18 protein-coding genes are annotated in these 22,026 nt (G+C 74.0%); 11 read left to right on the top strand and 7 right to left on the bottom strand.

The genetic code is table 11. From position 1 onward, the window contains the following. Positions 1–91 precede the first annotated feature (91 nt). The 3 genes from ACZ6NC_RS09500 to ACZ6NC_RS09490 all read right to left on the bottom strand — a co-directional run bounded on the left by ACZ6NC_RS09500 (position 92) and on the right by ACZ6NC_RS09490 (position 3,249). Entirely contained in the window at positions 92–1,384 is a 1,293-nt protein-coding gene (locus tag ACZ6NC_RS09500) for a coenzyme F420-0:L-glutamate ligase (protein WP_465730693.1), read from the bottom strand. A gap of 182 nt (positions 1,385–1,566) precedes the next feature. Beyond that, a complete protein-coding gene (cofD, locus tag ACZ6NC_RS09495; RefSeq protein WP_465730691.1) occupies positions 1,567–2,526 on the bottom strand; it encodes a 2-phospho-L-lactate transferase in 960 nt (319 codons plus the stop codon). Positions 2,527–2,595: 69 nt separating this feature from the next. After that, positions 2,596–3,249, bottom strand: a complete 654-nt coding sequence (locus ACZ6NC_RS09490) for a cysteine dioxygenase (protein ID WP_465730689.1) — start codon at positions 3,247–3,249, stop codon at positions 2,596–2,598. 609 nt (positions 3,250–3,858) lie between these two features. Between ACZ6NC_RS09490 and ACZ6NC_RS09485 the strand changes: the two genes are divergently transcribed. From ACZ6NC_RS09485 to ACZ6NC_RS09475, 3 genes are all read left to right on the top strand, one after another. Continuing rightward, entirely contained in the window at positions 3,859–4,131 is a 273-nt protein-coding gene (locus tag ACZ6NC_RS09485) for a WhiB family transcriptional regulator (protein ID WP_148644569.1), read from the top strand. Between the two features lie 259 nt (positions 4,132–4,390). Continuing rightward, positions 4,391–8,305, top strand: a complete 3,915-nt coding sequence (locus tag ACZ6NC_RS09480) for a glycosyltransferase family 2 protein (RefSeq protein ID WP_465730686.1) — start codon at positions 4,391–4,393, stop codon at positions 8,303–8,305. Between the two features lie 6 nt (positions 8,306–8,311). Continuing rightward, positions 8,312–10,030, top strand: coding sequence for a DUF5719 family protein (locus ACZ6NC_RS09475; RefSeq protein WP_465730684.1), 1,719 nt, complete (start codon positions 8,312–8,314; stop codon positions 10,028–10,030). Positions 10,031–10,106: 76 nt separating this feature from the next. Here the strand turns inward: ACZ6NC_RS09475 and ACZ6NC_RS09470 are convergent, their stop codons facing one another. Further along, positions 10,107–10,559, bottom strand: coding sequence for a metallopeptidase family protein (locus ACZ6NC_RS09470; protein ID WP_148644571.1), 453 nt, complete (start codon positions 10,557–10,559; stop codon positions 10,107–10,109). Positions 10,560–10,748: 189 nt separating this feature from the next. On the opposite strand from ACZ6NC_RS09470, the gene ACZ6NC_RS09465 reads away from it, so the two are divergent. The 6 genes from ACZ6NC_RS09465 to ahcY all read left to right on the top strand — a co-directional run bounded on the left by ACZ6NC_RS09465 (position 10,749) and on the right by ahcY (position 17,274). Further along, positions 10,749–11,192 carry a DUF3499 domain-containing protein gene (locus ACZ6NC_RS09465; RefSeq protein ID WP_465730682.1) on the top strand — a complete coding sequence of 148 codons (444 nt, stop codon included), beginning with the start codon at positions 10,749–10,751 and terminating at the stop codon, positions 11,190–11,192. Between the two features lie 136 nt (positions 11,193–11,328). Further along, on the top strand, positions 11,329–12,762 hold the full coding sequence (locus ACZ6NC_RS09460; protein WP_465730680.1) for a phosphomannomutase/phosphoglucomutase: 1,434 nt from the start codon (positions 11,329–11,331) through the stop codon (positions 12,760–12,762). A gap of 154 nt (positions 12,763–12,916) precedes the next feature. Further along, positions 12,917–13,099, top strand: a complete 183-nt coding sequence (locus ACZ6NC_RS09455; RefSeq protein WP_465730678.1) for a Trm112 family protein — start codon at positions 12,917–12,919, stop codon at positions 13,097–13,099. Between the two features lie 71 nt (positions 13,100–13,170). Then, complete coding sequence (locus ACZ6NC_RS09450; protein WP_465730676.1) at positions 13,171–14,427, top strand: SIS domain-containing protein; 1,257 nt, start codon at positions 13,171–13,173, stop codon at positions 14,425–14,427. A gap of 87 nt (positions 14,428–14,514) precedes the next feature. Beyond that, positions 14,515–15,489, top strand: coding sequence for a cation diffusion facilitator family transporter (locus tag ACZ6NC_RS09445; protein ID WP_465730674.1), 975 nt, complete (start codon positions 14,515–14,517; stop codon positions 15,487–15,489). Between the two features lie 336 nt (positions 15,490–15,825). Then, a complete protein-coding gene (ahcY, locus tag ACZ6NC_RS09440; RefSeq protein WP_465730672.1) occupies positions 15,826–17,274 on the top strand; it encodes an adenosylhomocysteinase in 1,449 nt (482 codons plus the stop codon). 68 nt (positions 17,275–17,342) lie between these two features. Here the strand turns inward: ahcY and ACZ6NC_RS09435 are convergent, their stop codons facing one another. Together ACZ6NC_RS09435 and ACZ6NC_RS09430 are read right to left on the bottom strand one after the other, a co-directional pair. Then, a complete protein-coding gene (locus ACZ6NC_RS09435) occupies positions 17,343–18,239 on the bottom strand; it encodes a hypothetical protein (RefSeq protein ID WP_465730670.1) in 897 nt (298 codons plus the stop codon). 211 nt (positions 18,240–18,450) lie between these two features. Continuing rightward, the gene (locus ACZ6NC_RS09430) at positions 18,451–18,606 is read right to left on the bottom strand and encodes a hypothetical protein (protein WP_465730668.1); all 156 of its coding nucleotides are present in this window, start codon (positions 18,604–18,606) and stop codon (positions 18,451–18,453) included. A gap of 120 nt (positions 18,607–18,726) precedes the next feature. Here ACZ6NC_RS09430 and ACZ6NC_RS09425 point away from each other — a divergent pair, with 120 nt between their 5' ends. After that, entirely contained in the window at positions 18,727–19,362 is a 636-nt protein-coding gene (locus tag ACZ6NC_RS09425; RefSeq protein ID WP_465730666.1) for a hypothetical protein, read from the top strand. A 36-nt stretch (positions 19,363–19,398) separates the two neighbouring features. Here ACZ6NC_RS09425 and ACZ6NC_RS09420 read toward each other — a convergent pair whose 3' ends face one another. After that, the gene (locus ACZ6NC_RS09420) at positions 19,399–20,340 is read right to left on the bottom strand and encodes an RDD family protein (protein WP_465730664.1); all 942 of its coding nucleotides are present in this window, start codon (positions 20,338–20,340) and stop codon (positions 19,399–19,401) included. Between the two features lie 266 nt (positions 20,341–20,606). On the opposite strand from ACZ6NC_RS09420, the gene ACZ6NC_RS09415 reads away from it, so the two are divergent. Further along, positions 20,607–21,611 carry a stage II sporulation protein M gene (locus tag ACZ6NC_RS09415; RefSeq protein WP_465730662.1) on the top strand — a complete coding sequence of 335 codons (1,005 nt, stop codon included), beginning with the start codon at positions 20,607–20,609 and terminating at the stop codon, positions 21,609–21,611. Positions 21,612–22,026 lie beyond the last annotated feature (415 nt).

Here is a 22,026-nt window from a genome sequence, read left to right as displayed (position 1 = left end):
TGGCCTACGAGGTGCGGGGCGACGTGATGGTCGGCCCCGTGGTCGGCGGCGGCAACCGCCGGGACGTGTATGCCGATGCCGGCTCTGACCCCTACCGCACCTCGATGAAGGCGTCCGCGCTGCGGTCGGGGCGCTCGCGCGGGGGTTCGGCCGGGCGGCCGACGGCGATGGCGCCCATCGGGTCCCAGCCGGCGGGGAGGGCGAGGGCCTCGCGGACGGTGTCGCGGCAGAACATCGTGGAGGAGACCCAGGCGGAGCCGTAGCCCTCGCCGGTGAGGGCGACCAGGAGGTTCTGCACGGCCGCGCCGATGGCGACGGTGAACATCTCGCGTTCGGCGGTGGCGCGGCGGCGGTCGGGGTAGTCGTGCGAGCCGTCCATCACCAGGCAGGGGACGACCAGGTACGGCGCGGCGCGCAGGACGTCACCGCGGGCGGTGCGGCGGGCGATCCTGGCGTCGTCCCAGCCGTCGAGTTCGCGCAGGTCGCGCTGCCAGGCGGCGAGCATGGCGTCCAGCAGCTTCGTCCGGGTCCCGGCCGACTCCAGCAGCACGAACCGCCAGGGCGTCGTGTGGTGCGGGGCCGGCGCGGTGACGGCGGCGGCGACGGCGCGGCGGACGGCGCCGGGGTCGACCGGTTCGGGGCCGAAGGCGCGGATGGTGCGCCGCAGGGTGACGGCCTGTCGCAGCGCTTCGGAGGTGCCGAGCCGGAACATGTCGTCGGCGGCGGCGCGGATCAGCGGCCGGGTGCCCTCGCCGTCCTCAGCGGTGACCAGGTGGCCGAGGCCGCGGACCACGGCGACCGGGGTGCCGGTGGCCTTGCCCTTCACCAGGTCGGCGGCGGCGGCGAGTTCGTCGGCCGTCGCGGTGACGGTGAGGGCCAGCTCGTTGCCGTGGGAGTCGGTGCGGCCCCGGTGGTCCTCCAGGACGGGCAGCCCGGCGGCGCCGATGGCGACGTCGGTGAGCCCGTTGCGCCAGGGCCGGCCGAAGGTGTCGGTGACGACGACGGCGAGCTGGCGGCCGGTGAGCTGCTGGAGGCGGGCGCGCAGGGCGCGGGCGGAGGCGTCCGGGTCCTCGGGCAGCAGCAGCACGGTGCCGGGGGCGGTGTTGGAGGTGTCGACGCCGGCGGCGGCCATCACCAGGCCGTTGCGGTTCTCGACGATCCGGGCCGGGCCGCGTCGGGCGACCACACGGACGGTCTCGGCGTCGATCGCGGCCTCGCGGTCGGCGGCGTGCAGCAGCCGTCCCTCCGCCTTGCTGACGATCTTCGAGGTGACGAGCAGGATGTCGCCGTCCTCGTACGTGCAGGCCTTGGCGATCAGCCCGGCGAGGTCGGCGCCGGCGTCGACCTCGGGCAGGCCCTCGACCGGGAGGATGAACAGGCTCATGCGCCCGCCTCGCAGCCCTCGGCGGCCGCTTCGCCGGACGCGCGCCTGCTGATTGTTCCCTCGCTCCGCTCGCTCACGTGCCCGCCTCGCAGCCCTCGGCGGCCGCTTCGCCGGACGCGCGCCTGCTGATTGTTCCCTCGCTCCGCTCGCTCACGTGCCCGCCTCGCTGATTGTCCGCTCGCTCACGCGCGGACCTGCTCGGCGAGCGCCAGCGCGGCCCGGGCCATCTCGGCGGTGGTGTCGACGTCCGTCATCAGCAGCGGGACGGCGCGGCAGGCGATCCCGCCGGCCTCGACCGCGGCGACCGCGGCCTCGTCGGCGGTGTCCACCAGCCAGCCGTCCAGCAGCTCGGAGCCGTAGTTCAGCGCGACGGCCTCCGCGGTGGCGTCGACGCCGACGGCGGCGAGCACCTTGTCGGCCATGCCGCGCACCGGCGCCCCGCCGATGATCGGAGAGAGCCCGACCACCGGTGCGGAGGCGGCGGCGAGCGCGGCCCGGATGCCGGGGACGGCGAGGATGGTGCCGATCGAGACGACCGGGTTGGACGGCGGGAAGAGGATCACGTCGGCGGCGGCGATGGCCTCCAGCACGCCGGGCGCGGGCTTGGCGGTGTCCGCGCCGACCGGGATGATCGCCTCGGCGTCGACGGCGGCGTGCAGCCGCACCCAGTACTCCTGGAAGTGGACGGCCCGGGTGCCGTCCTCGTCCGTGATCTTCACGTGTGTCTCGACCCGGTCGTCGCTCATCGGCAGCAGCCGGACGCCCGGCTTCCAGCGCACGCAGAGCGCCTCGGTGACCTGGCTGAGGGTGTACCCGGCGGTGAGCATCTGGCTGCGGACGAGGTGGGTGGCGAAGTCGCGGTCGCCGAGCCCGAACCACTCGGGCCCGACGCCGTACTCCTTCATCTCGGCCTTGATCGACCAGGTCTCGTCGGTCCGGCCCCAGCCCTGTTCCTCATGGATGCCGCCGCCGAGGGTGTACATGACGGTGTCGAGGTCGGGGCAGACCTTCAGACCGTAGAGGTGGATGTCGTCACCGGTGTTGCCGATGACGGTGATCTCGTCCTCCGGACCGATGGCCTCCCGGAGTCCGCGCAGGAAACGCGCTCCGCCGATCCCGCCTGCCAGTGCCACGATGCGCATGCGCCCATCCTGCCACGGCCCGACAGGTCGTCAGCCCGACCGTCGACCGACCGCTGCCGGTGCCCGCCGTCAGTGGGCCTCGGCCTGCTCCTGCGGGTGCTGCTCGGGGACGACGGTGCCGCCGTACTGGTTCATCTCGGTCAGGCCCGGCGTGTAGAGGTGGATGGAGACGGCGGGCTCCAGCGCGCCGTTGACCACCTCGTGCAGGTAGCCGGAGGAGAAGACCCGCTGCCCGCCTGGCCTGAGGGTGCGCGCGCCTTCGCCCGCGTGCGTGAGGGAGCGCTCGATCAGCTCGCCCTGGACGACGGTCATCACCCCGGAGGAGATGCCGTGGTCGTGGAAGCCGCTGCTCTGGCCGGGCAGCCAGCTGAGCAGCCAGACCTCGTAGCCGGGGCCGGTCTCCAGCCGGGCGTACCAGCGGGTGAGTGCGTCGTAGCGGACCAGCGGCTCCCAGCGGGCCCGGTCGGCGGCGATCTCGCGGACCAGCCGGGCGTAGCCGGCGACGGTGGTGGGGTGGCTGGGCAGGTCGGTGCGGGCCAGGTGCGGGAAGGCGAGCGGGTCGCCGGCGATGGAGACGTCGCTCAGGCCGTCGGCCCACGGGTGCACGGGGTGCACCGGGTGAACGGCGCGGGTGGGTGCCGGGGGAGGGGCGGTCGGCGCGAGGCCACGGTGGGCCGGCTTGTTGCGGTCGCGGTTCCGCTTGCGGATGCGGTTCATTCGCACGGGGTCGTCCTCGGAGTACGGCTGGTTCGTCAGGGGATCAGCCGGATCCGGGATGTCCTGGGGCGGGAATCGCGGGCGGCCTCTGTGCTTCCTGGGCGGCGCGCGGTGGGACGCGGGCGCCTAGATACAGCAGGAACAGAGGCGACAACAAGAGTTCGCGGCAGGGCGAAGCGTGGAACCGCTCCGGGTGCTGGCGAACTCTGACATAGGGGAAAGGAGACCGCATGCGGGGGGCCGGTGTCAACTCCGGAGCTGGGGCATTCGGGCGGGTTAGGTCATGAAGTACCCGATGGGGTGATAAATCACCCTCTATGTTTCGATGAGAAGATCGCCGGGAAGGCAGGCCGATGACCGGCCTGTGATGGTGACTGCGCGTCACTCGGCGGATGGTTGCGAATGGTTCGACGGCATCCGGACAGTAAGTCCGATGTGTCCGTATATGTACACTATTCGTAACGGCTTGGTGCCGGGGAGTGAATCCTGACCCCAATACCAGAGCTCGGCTTGACTGGGCCAGAGTGACGCAACTGTAATTTCACTCGTGTCGTCAGCCGCACGAGGCAACGGCAACCACGGGGACGCCAAATAGGGGCAGAGGAGGCGCGCCACATGAGCGAGCTCTTTGAGCTGTTGATCGGTGACGGCATCGAGGAGGAAGAAGAGGAACTCGGCTGGCAGGAGCGCGCGCTGTGCGCGCAGACCGACCCCGAGTCCTTCTTCCCGGAGAAGGGCGGCTCCACCCGCGAGGCCAAGAAGGTCTGCCTCGCCTGTGAGGTCCGCTCCGAGTGCCTGGAGTACGCCCTCGCCAACGACGAGCGGTTCGGCATCTGGGGCGGCCTCTCCGAGCGCGAGCGCCGTCGGCTCAAGAAGAGCGCGGTCTGACCGGGTCGGCCCCTGACCCTGCTGACCCTCCGACAACCGCACAGCTGTTACGGGCGCCTCACCGCGGTGGTGGGGCGCTTTCGTGTTCCCGGGCCCGCGCGGGCGTCTCGGGCCCGTGCGGGGCGTCCCCGGCGTTCGCCGTCCACGCCCTCTCCACGGACACCGCGGACAAAGGCGCCATCCGGAGCCGTTAGTGTGGTGCGCCATCCGGTTGCCGTTCACCGGCTGTGTCCACCGAGAACTGGGGCCCGCGCACTCGATGACCGTCTACAGCCACCAGAGCGGCTTCACCGCTGCCAGGCCGCCCGCCTATCCGCGCCACCTGGTCACCGCCGTGATCGTCTCGCACGACGGCGCCCGCTGGCTGCCGCAGGCCCTGGCCGGCCTGCTCGGCCAGGACCGCCAGGTCCAGCGGGTGCTCGCCGTCGACACCGGCTCCACCGACAACTCCCCGCAGCTGCTCGCCAAGGCGCTCGACGACTTCGGCCACACCGACGGGATGCCGGAGAGCGGCCCGATCATCCTCGGCCGCCGGGCCGGCTTCGGCACCGCCGTCGGCGAGGCCGTCTTCAACAGCCCGCCGCTGCGGCCCGAGGACCTGCCGTACCGGCTCGACCCCTCCGGGTACGACCCGGTCACTGGCGGCTGGGACGACTTCGGCGACCCACTCGGCCACGAGGACGACCTCGGCCGCGGCGGCCCCCGTGAGACCCAGCCGGTCGAGTGGCTCTGGCTCCTGCACGACGACTGCGAACCGCAGACCGACGCGCTGCGCCGGCTGCTCCAGGTCGCCGACTCCACCCCCAGCGCCGCCGTGGTCGGCCCCAAGCTGCGCAGCTGGTACGACCGCCGCCAGCTGCTGGAGGTCGGCGTCACCATCGCCCGCTCCGGCCGCCGCTGGACCGGCCTGGACCGCCGCGAGCAGGACCAGGGCCAGCACGACCAGGTCCGCCCGGTGCTCGCCGTCTCCACCGCCGGCATGCTGGTGCGCCGCGACGTCTTCGAGGAGCTCGGAGGCTTCGACAAGGCGCTGCCGCTGATGCGCGACGACACCGACTTCTGCTGGCGGGTCAACGCCGCCGGCCACCGCGTCGTCATCGCCCCCGACGCCGTGCTGCGGCACGCCGAGGCGGCCAGCCGCGAGCGCCGCGTCATCGACTGCGGCCCCACCCACCCGCACCGGGTGGACAAGGCCGGCGCCGTCTACACCCTGCTCGCCAACTCCAAGGGCCTGCTCTTCCCCTACGTCCTGCTCCGGCTGGTGCTCGGCACCCTGCTGCGGGTCGTCACCAACCTGCTCGGCAAGGACCCGAAGCAGGCCTTCGACGAACTGGCCGGCCTGAGCCACGAACTGGTCCGGCTGCCCCGGCTGCTGGTCGCCCGCAAACGACGGGCCCGGCTGCGGGCCGCCGACGCGCTGGACGACCGGACGCTCTTCCCCGCGCCCGGCGCCACCGCCCGGCTCGCCGTCGAGGGTGTGATCAGCTCCCTCGGCATAGGGGGCGCCGACGACTCCGGGGCCGGCCGGCACGGCTCGGTCGAGGCCGGACCGGGCGACGAGGACACCGAGGACCTCGTCGTCGAGCAGTTCGCGCTGATCAAGAAGCTGGCCCGGCGCCCGGCGCCGGTGCTCTTCGCCGCCCTGCTGGCCTTCGCCCTGGTCGCCTGCCGCGGCCTGCTCGGCGGCGGCGACCTCTTCGGCGGCGCGCTGCTGCCCGCCACCGGCGGTGCCGGCGGCCTCTGGTCGATGTACGCGGACGCCTGGCACCCCGTCGGCACCGGCTCCACCTCCGCCGCGCCGCCGTACCTCGGCGTGCTGTCGGTGCTCTCCTGGATGCTGTTCGACCACGCCGACCTCGCGGTCACCCTGCTGGTCGTCCTCTCGGTGCCGCTCGCCGCCGTCAGCGCCTACCTGGTCTCCCGGCCGCTGCTCGACTCCAAGCTCGTCCGCGCCTGGGCCAGCGCCACCTACGCGCTGCTGCCCGCCGCCACCGGCGCGCTCGCCCAGGGCCGGATCGGCACCGCCGTGCTGGCGGTGCTGCTGCCGCCGCTGGCCCGCGCCGCCGCGATCTCCGCCGGCCTCGGCATCCGCGCCGAGAGCGCCGCCAAGGGCGCCCGGCCCGGCTGGCGGCCCGTCTGGATGGCCGTCCTGCTGCTGACCCTGGCCACCGCCTTCGTCCCGCTGGTCTGGGCGCTGGCCGTGCCGCTCTGCCTGGCCGTGCTGGCCGCCGGGGTGGTGCGCGGTGGGGCGTTCGGCTCCGGCGCGCAGGCGGTGCGGCTGCTCGGGCTGCGCGTTCTGGTGATCCTCGCGGTGCCGGTGCTGGTGCTCGCGCCCTGGTCGCTGCAGGTGCTCTCGCACCCGCAGCGGCTGCTGCTGGAGGCCGGTCTGCCCGGTCTGCACGGCGGCGGCGCGAGCGCGCTCGGCCTGGTGCTGGTCAACCCCGGCGGCGCCGGGGTGCCGCCGGTCTGGCTCTCGGCAGGCGTGGTGCTCGCCGCGCTGGCCGCCCTGCTGCGCGCCGACCGCCGCCGTGCGGTGCTCGCCGCCTGGGGCGCCGCCGGGGCCTCCATGGTCTTCGCGGTCGTCGTGGCCGGCACCTCGGTGACCCCCGCCTCCGGCGGCCCGGCCGTGCCCGCCTGGGCCGGCCCGGCCTCCCTGCTCGCCGGTATCGCCCTGCTGGCCGCCGCCGCGACCGGTGCCGACGGCGCCAACGCCCGCGTGGCCGGCATCGCCTTCGGCTGGCGCCAGCCGGTAGCCGCCCTGGTGGTGGCCGCCGCCGTGCTCGCCCCGCTGGGCACCGGCGTCTGGTGGGCCGTCACCGGCGCCGACCGCCCGCTGCACCGGGCGCAGGCCGCCCAGGTGCCCGCGTTCATCGCCGAGGAGGCCGGCACCACCGACCGCGCCCGCACCCTCGTCGTCACCGGTGACCCGAAGGGCGGCTCCGTCCGCTACACGCTGGTGCGCGGCGCCGGCCTGACGCTCGGCCAGGTGGAGTCCACGGTGGACCCGGAGACCGGGACCACCGCGGGTCTGAACAAGGTGGTCGGCAGCCTGCTGGCCGGCTCCGGCGCCGACCAGGCCGGCGCGCTGACGGGCTACGGCATCGCCTACGTGCTGGTGGACCAGCCGGCGATCGCCGCCTTCAAGGACGTCCTGGACACCACCCCCGGCCTGGTCAAGGCCAACCAGGACGACGACGCCGCACTCTGGCAGGTCAACGGTGCCCCGGCGGCCCGCGCCCTGATCACCGCCCCCGGCGCCACCGCGGTGGTGGTCCCGTCCGGCGAGCGCGACCTCGACGCCACCGTCCCGGCCGGCCCCGACGGCCGGGTGCTCCGCCTCGCCGAGGCCGCCGCCCCGGAGTGGAAGGCCACCCTGGACGGCACCGCACTGGAGGCCACCACCGTCGACGGCTGGGCGCAGGGCTTCAAGCTCCCGGCCGGCGGCGGCAAGCTGGTCGTCACCCGCGAGGGCAGCCTCCTGCACACCGGCTGGATCTGGGCGCAGCTGCTGCTCGGCCTGACCATCCTGGTGCTGGCCCTGCCCGGCCGCCGCAGCCACAAGGACGACGACCTGCCCGAGGAGGTGGTCGCCGCCGCCGCGCTGGCCGCCGCAGCCCAGGCGCAGGCGCCCGCCCCCGGCAGCCGTCGGGCCCGCCGGATGGCCGAACGCGAGGGCGGCGAGGGCGGCGACGGGGACGGCGGCGTGTACGAGGGCCGGCCGGGCGCGATCCCGGCACAGCCCGCCGGCGACCCGCCGGTCGAGGCGGTCCGGGCGGCCGCCGCCGTCCAGGAGAGCGAGCCGTACGCCGACCCGTACCAGGGCTACCAGCAGGCCGACCCGTACAGCTACGACCCTCCCCCGGCCTTCGGCCGGGAGTACCCCCACTCCGCCCAGCAGCCTGCGGCCGCGCCCTACGACGGCCAGGGGTACGGCCCCGACGGCTACCCGCAGCAGGCCTACCCGCAGCAGGGCGGCCAGCCCGGGTACGAGCAGTACCCGCAGGACCCGCAGTACGGCTACGACCCCTACCAGCAGGACGGTCAGCAGCCCTGGGTGCCGGGGCAGCCGCAGGGCGAGGTCTACTACGACCCGAACGCCCCGCACGACCCGCAGGATCCCGACCATCCCCACGGGCCGGGCCGGTACCCGCACCACCACGGATCGGGGAGCTGACCCGCGATGAAGAAGCCCGCGTTCAAGAAGAAGCCGCAGGACCAGGCCGGCGCCGTACCGACGGACGACGCCGCCGGGTTCTCCGCCGCCCCGGGGGCGCCCGGGGCCGGCGGGGCTCCCCGGTCGTCCGGCGGGACGAGGACCACCCAGTCGCTGCTGGCCGCCGCCGCCGTGCTCGCCGTGGTGTTCGGCATCGCCGAGCTGCGCCCGCCGGCCGCACCGGCCGGCGCCGACCAGGGCGGCGTCGCCACCTCGGCGCAGGTCGAGCGGACGTCCGCGGTCTGCCCGCAGCCGCTCCAGGGCCTGACCGGCTCCACCAGCCTCACCGCCTACACCCCGCCCGGCGGCACGGCCACCGCGGACGGGGCGGGCACCGGGGCCGGCTGGATCGTCGACGCGGCCGCCCCCGCCACCCCGCCGACCGCCGCGCCCTCGGCGACGCCGTCCGCCGCCGCGCCCCCGGCCCCGGCGCCGGCCGCCTCCGGCGCGGCCGCCCCCGGCAAGGGCGGCGCACCCTCCGACGCCCGGCTGACCCTGGCCAAGCCCGGCACCCCGGTGACCGGCCCCGCGGCCAACGGCGACACCGCGCCCGGCACCGGCGGGGTCGCCAACGGCGCCCTCGCGCCCGGGTTCACCGTCACCCAGACCACCACCGTCACCGAGCAGCGCGGGCTGGGCCTGTCCGGCATCACCTGCACCCCGGCCGGCACCAGCTTCTGGTTCGCCGGCGCCAGCACGGCCGGCGACCGCACCGACTACGTCAGCCTGGTCAACCCCGAGGCGACCGCCGCCGTCGTCGACATCAAGCTGTACGGCGACAAGGGCCTGATCGAGAACGACGCGGCCAACAGCATCACCGTCGCCGCCGGCAGCTCGCAGTCCGTCCTGCTGCCGACCATCAGCAAGGGCCAGGTCGCCGACCTCGCCGTGCACGTGGTGGCCCGCACCGGCAGGGTCGGCGCAGCCCTGCACGCGGCCGACGGCAGCAAGGGCGCCGACTGGGTGCCCGCCTCGGCGGACCCGGCGCCCACCCAGGTGCTCCCCGGCCTGCCCGCCGACACCGCCGGCGCCCGCCTGGTGGTCTGGGCGCCGCCGGAGGACGACGCCGACCTGAAGATCGAGCTCTCCGGCAAGAACGGCTGGTTCACCCCCGCCGGCAACGAGTCGATCCACATCAAGGCCGGCATGGTGGCCGCCCTCGACCTCGGCAAGATCACCCGCGACGAGGTGGCCGGCCTGCGGCTGTCGCCCAGCGACGCCAAGCACCCCACCCCGGTCGTGGCCGGCCTGCGGGTCGACCGCGCCGGCCAGAACGGCAAGTCCGACGCGGCCTGGCTGGCGGGCAGCGTCCCGGTCGGCGCCCGCGCCACCGTGGCCGACAACCGGGGCGGCGGTGCCAGCACGCTGTTCCTCACCTCCGCCGGCGAGGCCGCCACGGTCAAGGTCACCGCCTCGGCCGGCACCGGCGGCGGCACCCCGGTCAGCAAGGACGTCCAGCTGCCGGCCGGCGGCACGGTCGCCATCCCGGCGCCCGAGCCCGGCGGGCTGAACGGCAGCTTCGCGCTCACCGTGGAGACCGTCTCCGGCGGGCCGGTCATGGCCGCCCGGATGCTCGCCATCCCCGTCAAGGACGTCCCGATGTTCACCGTCCAGGCGCTGCGCGACGACCGCAGCAGCGTCAAGGTCCCGCAGGCCGCCCAGGACCCGGGCGTCGTGCTGCGCTGACCCGCCGACGACGAGGGGCGGTACCCGGGCCTTCCGGGTACCGCCCCTCGGTCGTCACGCGTGCCGCGTCGCCGCGTCAGTCCTCGTCGTAGCGGGGGTCGATGGCGTCCGGCGACAGCCCCAGCAGCTCCGCCACCTGCTCGATCAGGATCTCGTGCACCAGCGCCGCGCGGTCCTCCCGCGACTTCGCCCGGATCTCCACCGGCCGCCGGTACACCACGATCTGGCTCTTCCGCCCCTGCTGCCCCGGCGACACCCGGCCCAGCGGCACCCCGCCGTCCGCGTCCGGGCCGTCCGCCTCGTGCAGCGGCACCTCCTGGACGGCGAACTCCACCTCGATCAGCTGCGGCCAGCGCCGTTCGAGACGCTCCACCGACTCGCGCACGTAGTCGTCGAACAACTCGGAGCGGGTGAGCGAGATCGGCACCTGCGGAGGCGCCAGCGGGCCGCGCAGACCCCGGCCGTGCCGGTCGCGGTGCCGGGGGCGGCGCGAAGGTCCCGTCGATGACTGCGGTGCAGAGCTGTCCATATCACTGCCGAGGGTAGTCCTTGGACGGTCGGAAGTGGACCACCCCGACGCCGAATCGCCCGGGGCGGCGGGGGCGCGCGGGAGCGAGCGACGGGGGTACTCCCAGGCCGGAGCCCGGGGGAGGGCGGATCACCTCAGGTGCGCGTCGCGCGAGGCGCCCGCCGAGCGTGGCGACGGGGTGTCCGAGGCGTGCGGACCGCGACACGGCACACCCTCCGGGCAGGCGGTCTTCGCTCCCCGGCGAGGAGTGCTGTACCGTCCACCCTCGTGAGCTCTGTACGTCGTTGTTCGCGGACCGCGTGCGGCCGACCGGCCGTCGCGACGCTGACGTACGTCTACGCGGACTCCACCGCCGTACTCGGCCCGCTCGCGACCTACGCCGAGCCGCACTGCTACGACTTGTGCGCCGAGCACGCCGAGCGCCTCACCGCCCCGCGCGGCTGGGAGGTCGTCCGGCTCGCCGCCGAGGCCGGTCCGCTGCGCCGCAGCAGCGACGACCTCGAAGCGCTCGCCAACGCCGTCCGCGAGGCCGCCCGCCCGCAGACCCCCCGTCAGGGCCGCGGCCCCGAGGGCGAGTCGACCGAGGCCGGCCGCCGAGGGCACCTGCGGGTGCTGCGCTCGCCCGACAGCTGAGCCCCGGCCAAGCCCCCGCCCGAGCCCGGCTCAGGCCCCGCCCCACCCCTGCCGCGGCCCGGCCTTCCGCCGCGTCCCGGTACGCTGCCCCCCTGTCCGGGCACCGGCCGGTGCCGTACTCGGACGTATCGTGACCATGGGCGACCAGCCCGCCGATCAGACAGAGAACCAGGGTGGAGCCGCAGTGCGCGACCTCAAGCAGCTCGTGAAGGCGTACGACGTACGAGGCGTGGTCCCGGACCAGTGGGACGAGAGCCTCGCGCGCGCCTTCGGCGCCGCGTTCGTGCAGGTCACCGGAGCGTCCGCGATCGTGGTCGGCCACGACATGCGGCCCTCCTCCCCGTCGCTGAGCCGGGCCTTCGCCGTGGGCGCCGCCGCGTACGGCGCCGACGTGGTCGAGATCGGCCTCTGCTCGACCGACCAGCTGTACTACGCCAGCGGCAAGCTCGACCTGCCCGGCGCGATGTTCACCGCCAGCCACAACCCGGCCCAGTACAACGGCATCAAGCTCTGCCGGGCCGGCGCCGCCCCGGTCGGCCAGGACACCGGCCTCTCCGAGATCCGCGAGCTGGTCGAGTCCTGGACCGGCGAGGACGACACCGTCACCGTCCCGCCGCTCGACGTCAAGCCCGGCGGGCTGTCCGCCCAGGACACCCTGCGCGGCTACGCCGACCACCTGCTCGGCCTGGTCGACCTCACCGCGATCCGCCCGCTCAAGGTCGCCGTCGACGCCGGCAACGGCATGGGCGGCCACACCGTGCCGACCGTCTTCGACGGCCTGCCGCTCGAGCTCGTCCCGATGTACTTCGAGCTGGACGGCACCTTCCCCAACCACGAGGCCAACCCGCTCGACCCCAAGAACCTGGTCGACCTCCAGGCCAAGGTGCGCGAGGTCGGCGCCGACATCGGCCTCGCCTTCGACGGCGACGCCGACCGCTGCTTCGTCGTCGACGAGCGCGGCGAGCCGGTCTCCCCGTCCGCGATCACCGCGCTGGTCGCCGCCCGCGAGATCGCCCGCGCCCGGGCCGCCGGCGAGGACGAGCCGACCATCATCCACAACCTGATCACCTCCTGGACCGTCCCCGAGGTGGTCCGCGAGCTCGGCGGCAAGCCCGTCCGCACCCGGGTCGGCCACTCCTTCATCAAGCAGGAGATGGCCGAGACCGACGCGGTCTTCGGCGGCGAGCACTCCGCGCACTACTACTTCCGCGACTTCTGGCGCGCCGACACCGGCATGCTCGCCGCCCTGCACGTGCTGGCCGCCCTCGGCGGGCAGCAGGGCACCCTCTCCGCGCTCACCGCCGAGTACGACCGCTACGCCGCCTCCGGTGAGATCAACAGCACCGTCGCCGACCAGGCCGCCCGCTCCGCCGCCGTCCGCGCCGCCTACGCCGGCCTGGAGGGCACCACGGTGGACGAGCTGGACGGCCTCACCGTGGCCGGCCCGGACTGGTGGTTCAACCTGCGCGCCTCCAACACCGAGCCGCTGCTGCGCCTCAACGTCGAGGCCAAGGACCCGGCGAGGATGGCCGAGCTGCGCGACGGCGTCCTCGCCATCGTCCGCGCCTGACGGACGCGGTCCGGGCGCGGCCCGGACGCACGCGACCTCGCGCACGCGCCTGACGCACGCCCGTGGTGCCCCGGCCGGTAGGGTTTCCTCTCGGCCGGGGCACCGCCGTGCCACCCCTCCGACCCCGCCACCCGAGACTGGGAGCCCGAACGCCATGAAGCTCGAATCCTTCCTGCTGGAGATCCTGGTCTGCCCGCAGTGCCGGGCCGCGCTCACCGAGGGCGGCACCGAGGACCACCCCGAGCTGGTCTGCACCGCCGAGAACTGCGGCCTCGCCTACCCCGTCCGCGACGGCATTCCGGTGCTGCTGGTGGACGAGGCCCGCCGCCCGGCCTGATCCTTGGGGCGGACACCCGCACCCCGACCCCGCAGCCCTCAGCGCCCAGCCAGCAGCCGGAGGCCCGCCGCATGCTCGACGACACCCTGCTCGACGACCCGGCCGCCCTCCAGCGCGCCGACCACGACCGCGCCCTGCTCGCCCTGGCCGGTGCCGGCGCCCGGGTGCGCACCGCGCTGCGGCTCGCCGACACGGCCGGCCTCGACCGGCTGCGGCCCGACGGCCGCCCGCGCGCGGTGCTGGTCGCCGGCCACGGCAGCGCCCTGACGGCGGCCGAGATCCTCGCCGCCCTGGCCGGCACCGCCGTCCTGGTCACCCCGCTGGGGCCCATCGATGCCGTGTACGTCCCGCGCACCGACCGGGCCGCCGCTCCGCCCGTCTTCACCGCCGGACTGGCCTGGCAGCTCCCCGGCTGGGCCGGGCCGCTCGACCTGCTGGTCGTCAGCTCCGCCGCCGGCGTCGAGCAGGGCCTGATCGCGCTCGCCGAGCAGGCGTACGCGCGTGGCTGCGCCATCGTGGTGACCGCCCCGGTCGGCAGCCCGCTCGCCGAGGCCGCCCTCCAGGTGCGCGCGCTGCCGCTGCCGTACGTCCCGCCGAACCTGCCCGACGACGGCACGCGGCCGCCCGGCCCGGCCGCCGAGCCCGACCTGCCGGCCGAGGACCCGGCCGCGCTCTGGGCCCACCTCGCCCCGCTGCTCGCCCTCACCCAGAAGCTCGGCGTCACCCAGCTCCCGTACGACGCGCCGGCCGCCACCGCCGACCTGCTGGACGCGGCCGCCGTCCGCTGCCGGCCGGACGCCGCCGCGTACACCAACCCGGCCAAGGGCCTGGCCGCCCGGCTGGCCGGTACCGTCCCGCTGCTCTGGGCCGAGGGCCCGGTGGCCGGGGCGGCCGCCGCCAGGTTCGCCGCCCAGCTGGCCGAGCGGGCCGGCCGTCCGGCGCTGGCCGGGCAGCTGCCGCAGGTGCTCACCGCGCACCGCGGCATGTTCACCGGGCAGCTCGGCGCCGGCGCCGACCCCGACGACTTCTTCCGCGACCGGGTCGAGGAGCCGGACCCGCTGCACCTCCAGGTGCTGTTGCTGCGGCACGTCCCCGGCCCCGCGGCCGGCCCGCCCGACGAGGAGACGGGCCCGGCCGAGGTGCCGGCCGACGACGAGGGCCCGCGCAGCTTCGGCGCCGCCCGCGCGCACCGGCTGGCCGCCGCCCACGACGTCCGGCTCACCGAGTACGCCAGCGCCCGGCCCGACCCGCTGCACGCACTCGCCGACCTGATCGCGCTGACCGACTTCGCCGCCGTCTACCTGGGGCTCGCGGCCGCACAGTCCTGAGCCCGGGGGCGGAGGCCCGGTACCGTATGCGCTCGACAACGACTGAGCGCGGGCTGAACGGCCCCCGGCGGAGGGACCCTCCCGAGCATGAGCACCGAAGGCGGTACCAAGGCCCTGGTCGCGGCCCTGTCCGCGAACCTGGGCATCGCGGCCGGCAAGTTCGTGGCCTTCGCGTTCTCCGGCTCGTCCTCGATGCTGGCCGAGGGCGTGCACTCGCTGGCCGACTCCGGCAACCAGGTGCTGCTGCTGGTCGGCGGCAAGCGCTCGCAGCGCAAGGCCACCCCCGAGCACCCGTTCGGCTACGGGCGCGAGCGCTACATCTACGCCTTCCTGGTCTCGATCGTGCTGTTCAGCGTCGGCGGCATGTTCGCCCTCTACGAGGGCTACGAGAAGATCGCCCACCCGCACGAGCTGGACAACTGGTACTGGCCGGTCGGCGTGCTGGTCCTGGCCATCGGCCTGGAGGCCTGGTCGTTCTTCACCGCCTACCGCGAGGCCGTCAAGGACAAGGGCGTGCACGGCTGGCCCGCCTACATCCGCCGGGCCAAGGCGCCGGAGCTGCCGGTCGTCCTGCTGGAGGACACCGGCGCGCTGATCGGCCTGGTGCTGGCGCTGTTCGGCGTCGGCCTGACCGCGATCACCGGGGACGGCGTCTGGGACGGCGTCGGCACCCTGTCGATCGGTGTGCTGCTGATCGCCATCGCGATCGTGCTCGTGCTGGAGACCAGGTCGCTGCTGATCGGCGAGTCGGCCCACCCCGAGGTGGTGGCCGGGATCCGCGACGCCCTGGTGGACCACGACACCGTCGCCCGCGTCATCCACATGCGCACCATGCACCTCGGCCCGGAGGAGCTGCTGGTCGCCGCGAAGATCGCGGTCAACGCGGAGGACACCGCGGCGCAGGTGGCCGAGGCGATCGACGCCGCCGAGGTGCGTGTCCGCCGGGCCGTCCCGATCGCCCGCGTCATCTACCTGGAGCCGGACATCTACAGCGCCGAGAAGGAGGCCGCGGGCGACGACCCGTACGCCACCCCCGGCGGTCCGGTGCCGGGCGCGCACTGAGCCCGGCACACACGCAGGCTCCTTCGTTGCTTCCTTCATACGGGGCCCGGAGGCCGAATCCGGTCGTACCGGGCCGGGGCGCGGGGCCGTCGGTGTAGATTCGTCACCAGAGCCAGAACGTCGCTGCTGATGGCGGTCGATCGGCGGTCCGCGCCCGCGAGGGCGCGCCCCGGTCGAGGGAGAGAGGTCCTCCGACGGTATGTGCTGAGCAGCAGGGAGCCCGTCCCATCGTGGCCGGGTTGACCCGGCGTTGCCGCGCACCCGTGCGGCCCGCCGTGCTGTGACGCACCCTGAGGACCTTGGCCATGCCCCACCCCATCAGCGAGGAGCAGACGCATGTCGACCGACATCACCGGTGACTTCAAGGTTGCCGACCTTTCCCTGGCGCCGTTCGGGCGCAAGGAGATCCAGCTGGCCGAGCACGAGATGCCCGGCCTGATGTCCATCCGTGCGGAGTACGCCGCGGCGCAGCCGCTGGCCGGCGCCCGGATCACCGGCTCGCTGCACATGACCGTGCAGACCGCCGTGCTGATCGAGACCCTCACCGCGCTCGGCGCCGAGGTCCGCTGGTGCTCGTGCAACATCTTCTCCACCCAGGACCACGCCGCCGCCGCGATCGCGGTCGGCCCGGAGGGCACCCCGGAGAACCCGCAGGGCGTTCCGGTGTTCGCCTGGAAGGGCGAGACGCTGGAGGAGTACTGGTGGTGCACCGAGCAGGCGCTGACCTGGCCGGACGGCCAGACCCCGAACATGATCCTGGACGACGGCGGTGACGCCACCCTGCTGATCCACAAGGGCGTCGAGTTCGAGAAGGCCGGTGCCGCGCCGGACCCGTCCACCGCGGACAACGACGAGTTCCGGATCATCCTGGAGCTGCTGAACCGCACCCTGGTCGAGACCCCGAACAAGTGGACCGAGGTCGCCGCCACCATCAAGGGCGTGACGGAGGAGACCACCACCGGTGTCCACCGCCTGTACGAGATGCACCGTGACGGCAACCTGCTGTTCCCGGCGATCAACGTCAACGACTCGGTCACCAAGTCGAAGTTCGACAACAAGTACGGCTGCCGCCACTCGCTGATCGACGGCATCAACCGCGCCACCGACGTCCTGATCGGCGGCAAGGTCGCCGTCGTCGCCGGCTACGGCGACGTGGGCAAGGGCTGCGCCGAGTCGCTGCGCGGCCAGGGCGCCCGCGTCATCGTCACCGAGATCGACCCGATCTGCGCCCTGCAGGCGGCGATGGACGGCTACCAGGTCGCGACGCTGGAGGATGTCGTCGAGACGGCCGACATCTTCATCACGACGACCGGCAACAAGGACATCATCATGGCCTCGCACATGGCCCGGATGAAGCACCAGGCCATCGTCGGCAACATCGGCCACTTCGACAACGAGATCGACATGGCCGGCCTCGCCCAGCTGCCGGGCGTCGTCAAGACCGAGGTCAAGCCGCAGGTCCACGAGTGGCGCAAGGCCGATGGCAAGACCATCATCATCCTCTCCGAGGGCCGCCTGCTGAACCTGGGCAACGCGACCGGCCACCCGTCGTTCGTGATGTCCAACTCCTTCGCGAACCAGACGATCGCGCAGATCGAGCTGTTCACGAAGACCGAGCAGTACCCGATCGGCGTCTACGTGCTGCCGAAGCACCTGGACGAGAAGGTCGCCCGCCTGCACCTGGACGCGCTGGGCGTGAAGCTGACCACGCTGACCAAGGACCAGGCCGACTACATCGGCGTCCCGGTCGAGGGCCCGTACAAGGCGGACCAGTACCGCTACTGATCGCCCGGAACCACGGCGGTGGCCGGCACCCCTCGCACGGGGTGCCGGCCACCGGCATGTCCGGGCGCTCAGCGGGTCGCGTCGGTCGTCCAGGTGCCCGGGTCGGCGCCCGTGACGCCCACCAGGCGTGCCAAGCCGGCCAGGCCGCCGAAGCGCTCGGCCGCGGGCAGCGCGTCGACGTGCGTCGACACGCAGATCTGGAGCCCCTGCTCGGTCCGGCACTCCTTTCGCGGCATCGAGTACCGCAGCTCGCCCTCGGGCGCCACCACGGCCTCGAACTCCTTGCCGTCCACCGCGAGGGAGACGGTCGCGGCCCAGGGCAGCGGGCCCGCGGGGCGGATCAGCGACGCCCCGGTCGGCCGGAGTCCGTCCGGAAGCCCGGTCAGTCGGATCGGAAGCGGGACGTCCCGCCGGCCGAACTCGACGCCGGCGGCCACCCGGAGCAGCACGTCGTCGGGGATTCCGGCGGCGCCGAACGTCCCGAGCAGCTGCGCCCAGCGGCCGGAGGGGGTCAACCAGCGCAGGATGCGCTGCGAGTTGTCGAAGGTCGGGTGCGTCGGATTGACCACCCAGTACGCCGTCCGGCCGCCGACCGGAGGGGCCGGCGCCTTCTCCTGCTTCTGAGCGGGCGAGTCGACCAGCGTCGGTTCGGCCCCGGCCGGGTAGAGCGTCAGGTCGACACGGCGCCCGGCGAGGCCGGGCTCGGCGGCACTGACCGTGCCGACCGTGGGGGCGGCGGCGCCGGCGAGCTCCCGGTCCGACGAGTACCCGACGCCGTGCTCGCCGTCCACCCAGTCGGGCAGCACACCGAAGCGGACCTCGGTGGTCAGCAGGGCGCCCCCGGATTGGGTCGGGGCCGCGGTGGAGGCCGATACGGCCGGGGGCGCGGCGGGCGGGGCGGACGCGGCACCGCCGGGCTCCAGCAGCAGCGTGGCCGTGACCACGGCCGCGGTCGCGACGGCCACCACTCCGACCGCGGCCCGCTGCCGTCGCCGCAGGCGCGCCCGCCCCCGGGCGACGGACGTGGCAATGTCGAAGCCGGCCGCCGGGGAGGGTTCGTCGGCCAGGGCCGACAGCCGGGCGGCGAGGTCGCCACCAGGGCGAGCGTTGCTCGGCCAGGAACGTGTTGACCAGTACCTTGCGGGCGTAGCCGTCGACGTTCCCGACCCGCCGGGCTCATGACCAGTTCACGTAGAGCTTGGTGACGCTTTCCTGAACCAGGTCGTCCGCGCGGTGCCAGTCCCCGCACGGCAGATAGGCGACCTTGCGCAGCCAGCCGCTCCTGGAAGCCACGTACTCGGCGAACTCCGCGTCGCGTGCCTGCTTCGCCATCCCTGCCCCCCTTCCCTCGAACCAGAGGCGCCGATCGGCGCCGTCCAACCCCTAATGCAGGGACCGGTGCAGAACGTTGCATGCGGGTTGTCCGGACGGGCCGGACGTAGGCTTGCGGGCATGCCCAACGGCCGGTATTCGCTCCACGACACCCATGACCACGTGCTGCTCGGCGAGGAGCGCTTCAGCTGCGCCCCCGGCCCGGCCGGCTGGCGGTACGTCTCCAAGACGTACGGGCCCGAGGGCCAGGTGCTCGGCACGGTCGACCTGACGCTGGACTCGCGGGCCCGGCCGCTGCGGATGGAGCTGCGGGCGGGCGGCTGGCAGGTCCGGGGCGGCGCCGTCGACGGGGTGGCCTGGGTGCGCACCGACGCGGCCGACCCCGGCGGGGAGCACACGGTGGAGGGGCACGACCGGGCCCACGGCTTCGCCGGGCGCTCGCCGGCCTTCCTGGTCGCCACCGCGCGGCTGCTGCGGCTGCGGGATGGGGGGAGCGCGAAGGTGCGGCTGGTGGCGTTCACCGAGCCGGTACTGGCGCCGCGCACCTTCGACCAGGGCTGGCTGCTGGAGGGTGTGGACACCCACGAGACGGACTCCGGCCCGCTGCTGGTCGAGCGCTACCAGGTGGCGGACCTGGAGACGGGCGAGCAGCAGGTGGTGCACCTGGCCGGGGACGTGGTGCTGGCCGCGGCCGGGGTGGAGCTGGAGGAGCTGGAGTCGCCGCCGAACCCCTGGCCGGTGGAGTTCGGCGAGTAGCCCGGCGCGGGGCCGGGCACGCCGGGCGGGCCGGTGTCAGGCCGGCGGGGCGAAGCCGGTGGCGGGGGCCTGCGGCGGGGCGGTGGGCTGCTGCATGGCCTGGGCGGCCGGCTGCTCCACGGGCGGGGTCGACGGCTGGGGCTGGGGCTGCGACTGGGGGTGCGGGTTCGGGTGGAGCTGCGCCTGGGACTGGGCCTGCTGCTGGAACGCGTAGCCCTGGGCCCGGGTCCACTCGCGCCGCTGGCGCTCGGTCAGCACCGCGCCGAGGTACGCCGCCGGGTGCAGCCCGTACGGGACGGGGTGGCCGGTGCGAGCCGCGAGGTCGTCGGCCAGCCGGGCGGACATCTGGTGCGCCACCGCCGGGTCCAGCTGGCCGATCCGGCCGAGCAGCTGCCGGATCGCCAGCCAGAGCGGCTCCGGCACGGCGGAGAGGTCCAGCGCCACCAGTTCGCCGCCGATCGCCTGCAGCAGCTGCGGGGGCACCGGCGGCAGCGGGTTCACGGCGGCGCCGCTCCCGCCCGGCACCCGCTCGCGGACCACAAGGGTCCCCGCGAAGACGTCGCCGAGCCGCTTGCCGTCCGCCGACACCACCGAGCAGATCGTCGCCGGCACGCCGCTCAGCATGATGAGCTCGAAGAAGCCGACCAGCCCGCGCACCAGCGAGTGCCGGAACCGCACCGGACCGCCGTCGCTGCGCACCACCCGCAGGCCCAGGGCGGCCTTGCCGAGCGAGCGCCCGCGGGTGAGGGTCTCGATCATGACGGGCAGGGCCACCAGGAAGAAGACCACGAGTCCGAGCATCACGGCGGCCAGGGCGGCGGGGTCGAGATCGACCAAGACGACGCTCAGCGTCAGGGAGCACACCAGGAGCGCGGCGCCCTGCACGGCCAGGTCCAGCCCGATCGCCAGCGCCCGGCTCGGAAGCTTCGCCGTGCGCAGGCCGAGGACGACCGCCTCACCCGTCACCAGGTCGCTCAAGACACCCGTCCGTTCCCGTCGGTGATTCATGGTCCGTGGTTCATGGTCCGCGATCCGGGGAGGGAGCGTCCGTCGGATCGGCCCCCACGATCCCGTGATCCGCAGTCGTCAACATACGGGGCCGCGCGGCCGCTCGGGAAGGGAGGTCCCGGGCCGCCGGGGAAAGGAGATCCCGGCCGCCCGGGCACTCCCTCCCCCTGGCATGCTGGGCGCACCTGTCCGCACCCGCCTGCCCGCGCGCCCCGCGCCGACCATGGAGCTGCCGAATGGACCTGGACGTCTTCGTCGCCACCCACCAGGGGGAGTGGGCCCGGCTGGACGCCCTCGCCCGGACCCGCCGGCTCACCGGTGAGGAGGCGGACGAACTGGTCACCCTCTACCAGCGCGTGACCGGCCATCTGGCCAAGGTCCAGGCCGCCGCCCCCGACCCCACGTTGGAGGGCCGGCTCACCAGCCTGGTCTCCCGTGCCCGGGACGCGGTCACCGGCAGCCGCAGCAGCGGCTGGCGGGACGTCGCCCGCTACTACAGCGTGAGCTTCCCGGCCGCGCTCTACCGTTCGCGCCGCTGGTGGCTGCCGGTCGCGGTTCTCTCCCTTCTCGGCACCGCCCTCGTCGCCTGGTGGGTGGCGACCCACCCCGAGGTCCGGAACAGCCTGGCCACGCCGGCGACGATCCGCGAGATGACCAGGCCCGGCGGAGACTACGAGGCCTACTACTCGGACCGCCCCGCCAGCTCGTTCGCGGCCCAGGTCTGGACGAACAACGCCTGGATCGCGGTGCAGTGCCTGCTCTTCGGTATCGCGCTGGGCATCCCCGTGCTCAACGTGCTGTGGACCAACGTCCTCAACCTGGGGCTCGGGGTGGGGCTGATGGCCTCCGCCGGCCGGCTCGATATCTTCCTCGGCCTGCTCATCCCGCACGGCCTGCTGGAACTCACCGCCGTCTTCGTGGCGGGCGGCCTCGGCCTGCGGCTCGGCTGGACGATCATCGACCCCGGACCGCGCACCCGTGGGACGGCCCTGGCGGAACAGGGGCGCTCGATCATCGGCATGAGTATCGGCCTCACCACCGTGCTGGCCGTCTCCGGCATCCTGGAAGCCTTCGTCACCCCGTCCGGCCTGCCCACCTGGGCCCGCATCTCGATCGGCGTGCTGGCCGAGGTCGCATTCCTTCTGTACGCCCTCGTCCTTGGCCGGAAAGCTGCCGCGGCCGGCGAGACCGGCGACCTGGACACGGCCGACCGGGCGGACCTGCAGCCGGTCGCGGCCTGAGTCGAGGTGATCCACACGCCTCTGACCTGGTACTCTTCTCGCATCCCAGCCGAACCATTGACGTGGTAGGGCTGGGCTAGTAGATTTGAACGGTTGGGACAGGTTGGACAACGACCTGGTCCAGGCGCTAGTGTCTACGACACCGCCAAATCGAGGCGAGCGTGTTTCACGAAATACGCGCCCTCCGACGAGGTAAATTCCGGAACTGAGCACACCGAAAGCTTTGATAAGCTTCGGAGCGAAGTTGAAGGAAATCCCCCCAGTGGGAAATCAGAGAAACAAGCGCCGGTAAGAACGGCCGCGAGGATCTGATAAGCTGGAAACACGAAAGAACGAAGCGCCCGGAGGGCCCGCTGGAAGGCGGTCCGAAGGAAGTGTCCGTTCCTTGAGAACTCAACAGCGTGCCAAAAGTCAA

This window comes from Kitasatospora sp. NPDC041988 (assembly GCF_055588525.1).
The sequence above is the reverse complement of the archived record's forward strand: the minus strand, read 5'-3'. Positions and strand labels throughout refer to the sequence as shown.

What these genes read in the sequence shown, in the direction of transcription:
- ACZ6NC_RS09500 (WP_465730693.1), bottom strand. Translation starts at nt 1,384, where the DNA reads ATGAGCCTGTTCATCCTCCCGGTCGAGGGCCTGCCCGAGGTCGACGCC.
- cofD (WP_465730691.1), bottom strand. Translation starts at nt 2,526, where the DNA reads ATGCGCATCGTGGCACTGGCAGGCGGGATCGGCGGAGCGCGTTTCCTG.
- ACZ6NC_RS09485 (WP_148644569.1), top strand. Translation starts at nt 3,859, where the DNA reads ATGAGCGAGCTCTTTGAGCTGTTGATCGGTGACGGCATCGAGGAGGAA.
- ACZ6NC_RS09480 (WP_465730686.1), top strand. Translation starts at nt 4,391, where the DNA reads ATGACCGTCTACAGCCACCAGAGCGGCTTCACCGCTGCCAGGCCGCCC.
- ACZ6NC_RS09475 (WP_465730684.1), top strand. Translation starts at nt 8,312, where the DNA reads ATGAAGAAGCCCGCGTTCAAGAAGAAGCCGCAGGACCAGGCCGGCGCC.
- ACZ6NC_RS09470 (WP_148644571.1), bottom strand. Translation starts at nt 10,559, where the DNA reads ATGGACAGCTCTGCACCGCAGTCATCGACGGGACCTTCGCGCCGCCCC.
- ACZ6NC_RS09460 (WP_465730680.1), top strand. Translation starts at nt 11,329, where the DNA reads ATGGGCGACCAGCCCGCCGATCAGACAGAGAACCAGGGTGGAGCCGCA.
- ACZ6NC_RS09455 (WP_465730678.1), top strand. Translation starts at nt 12,917, where the DNA reads ATGAAGCTCGAATCCTTCCTGCTGGAGATCCTGGTCTGCCCGCAGTGC.
- ACZ6NC_RS09450 (WP_465730676.1), top strand. Translation starts at nt 13,171, where the DNA reads ATGCTCGACGACACCCTGCTCGACGACCCGGCCGCCCTCCAGCGCGCC.
- ACZ6NC_RS09445 (WP_465730674.1), top strand. Translation starts at nt 14,515, where the DNA reads ATGAGCACCGAAGGCGGTACCAAGGCCCTGGTCGCGGCCCTGTCCGCG.
- ahcY (WP_465730672.1), top strand. Translation starts at nt 15,826, where the DNA reads ATGTCGACCGACATCACCGGTGACTTCAAGGTTGCCGACCTTTCCCTG.
- ACZ6NC_RS09430 (WP_465730668.1), bottom strand. Translation starts at nt 18,606, where the DNA reads ATGGCGAAGCAGGCACGCGACGCGGAGTTCGCCGAGTACGTGGCTTCC.
- ACZ6NC_RS09425 (WP_465730666.1), top strand. Translation starts at nt 18,727, where the DNA reads ATGCCCAACGGCCGGTATTCGCTCCACGACACCCATGACCACGTGCTG.
- ACZ6NC_RS09415 (WP_465730662.1), top strand. Translation starts at nt 20,607, where the DNA reads ATGGACCTGGACGTCTTCGTCGCCACCCACCAGGGGGAGTGGGCCCGG.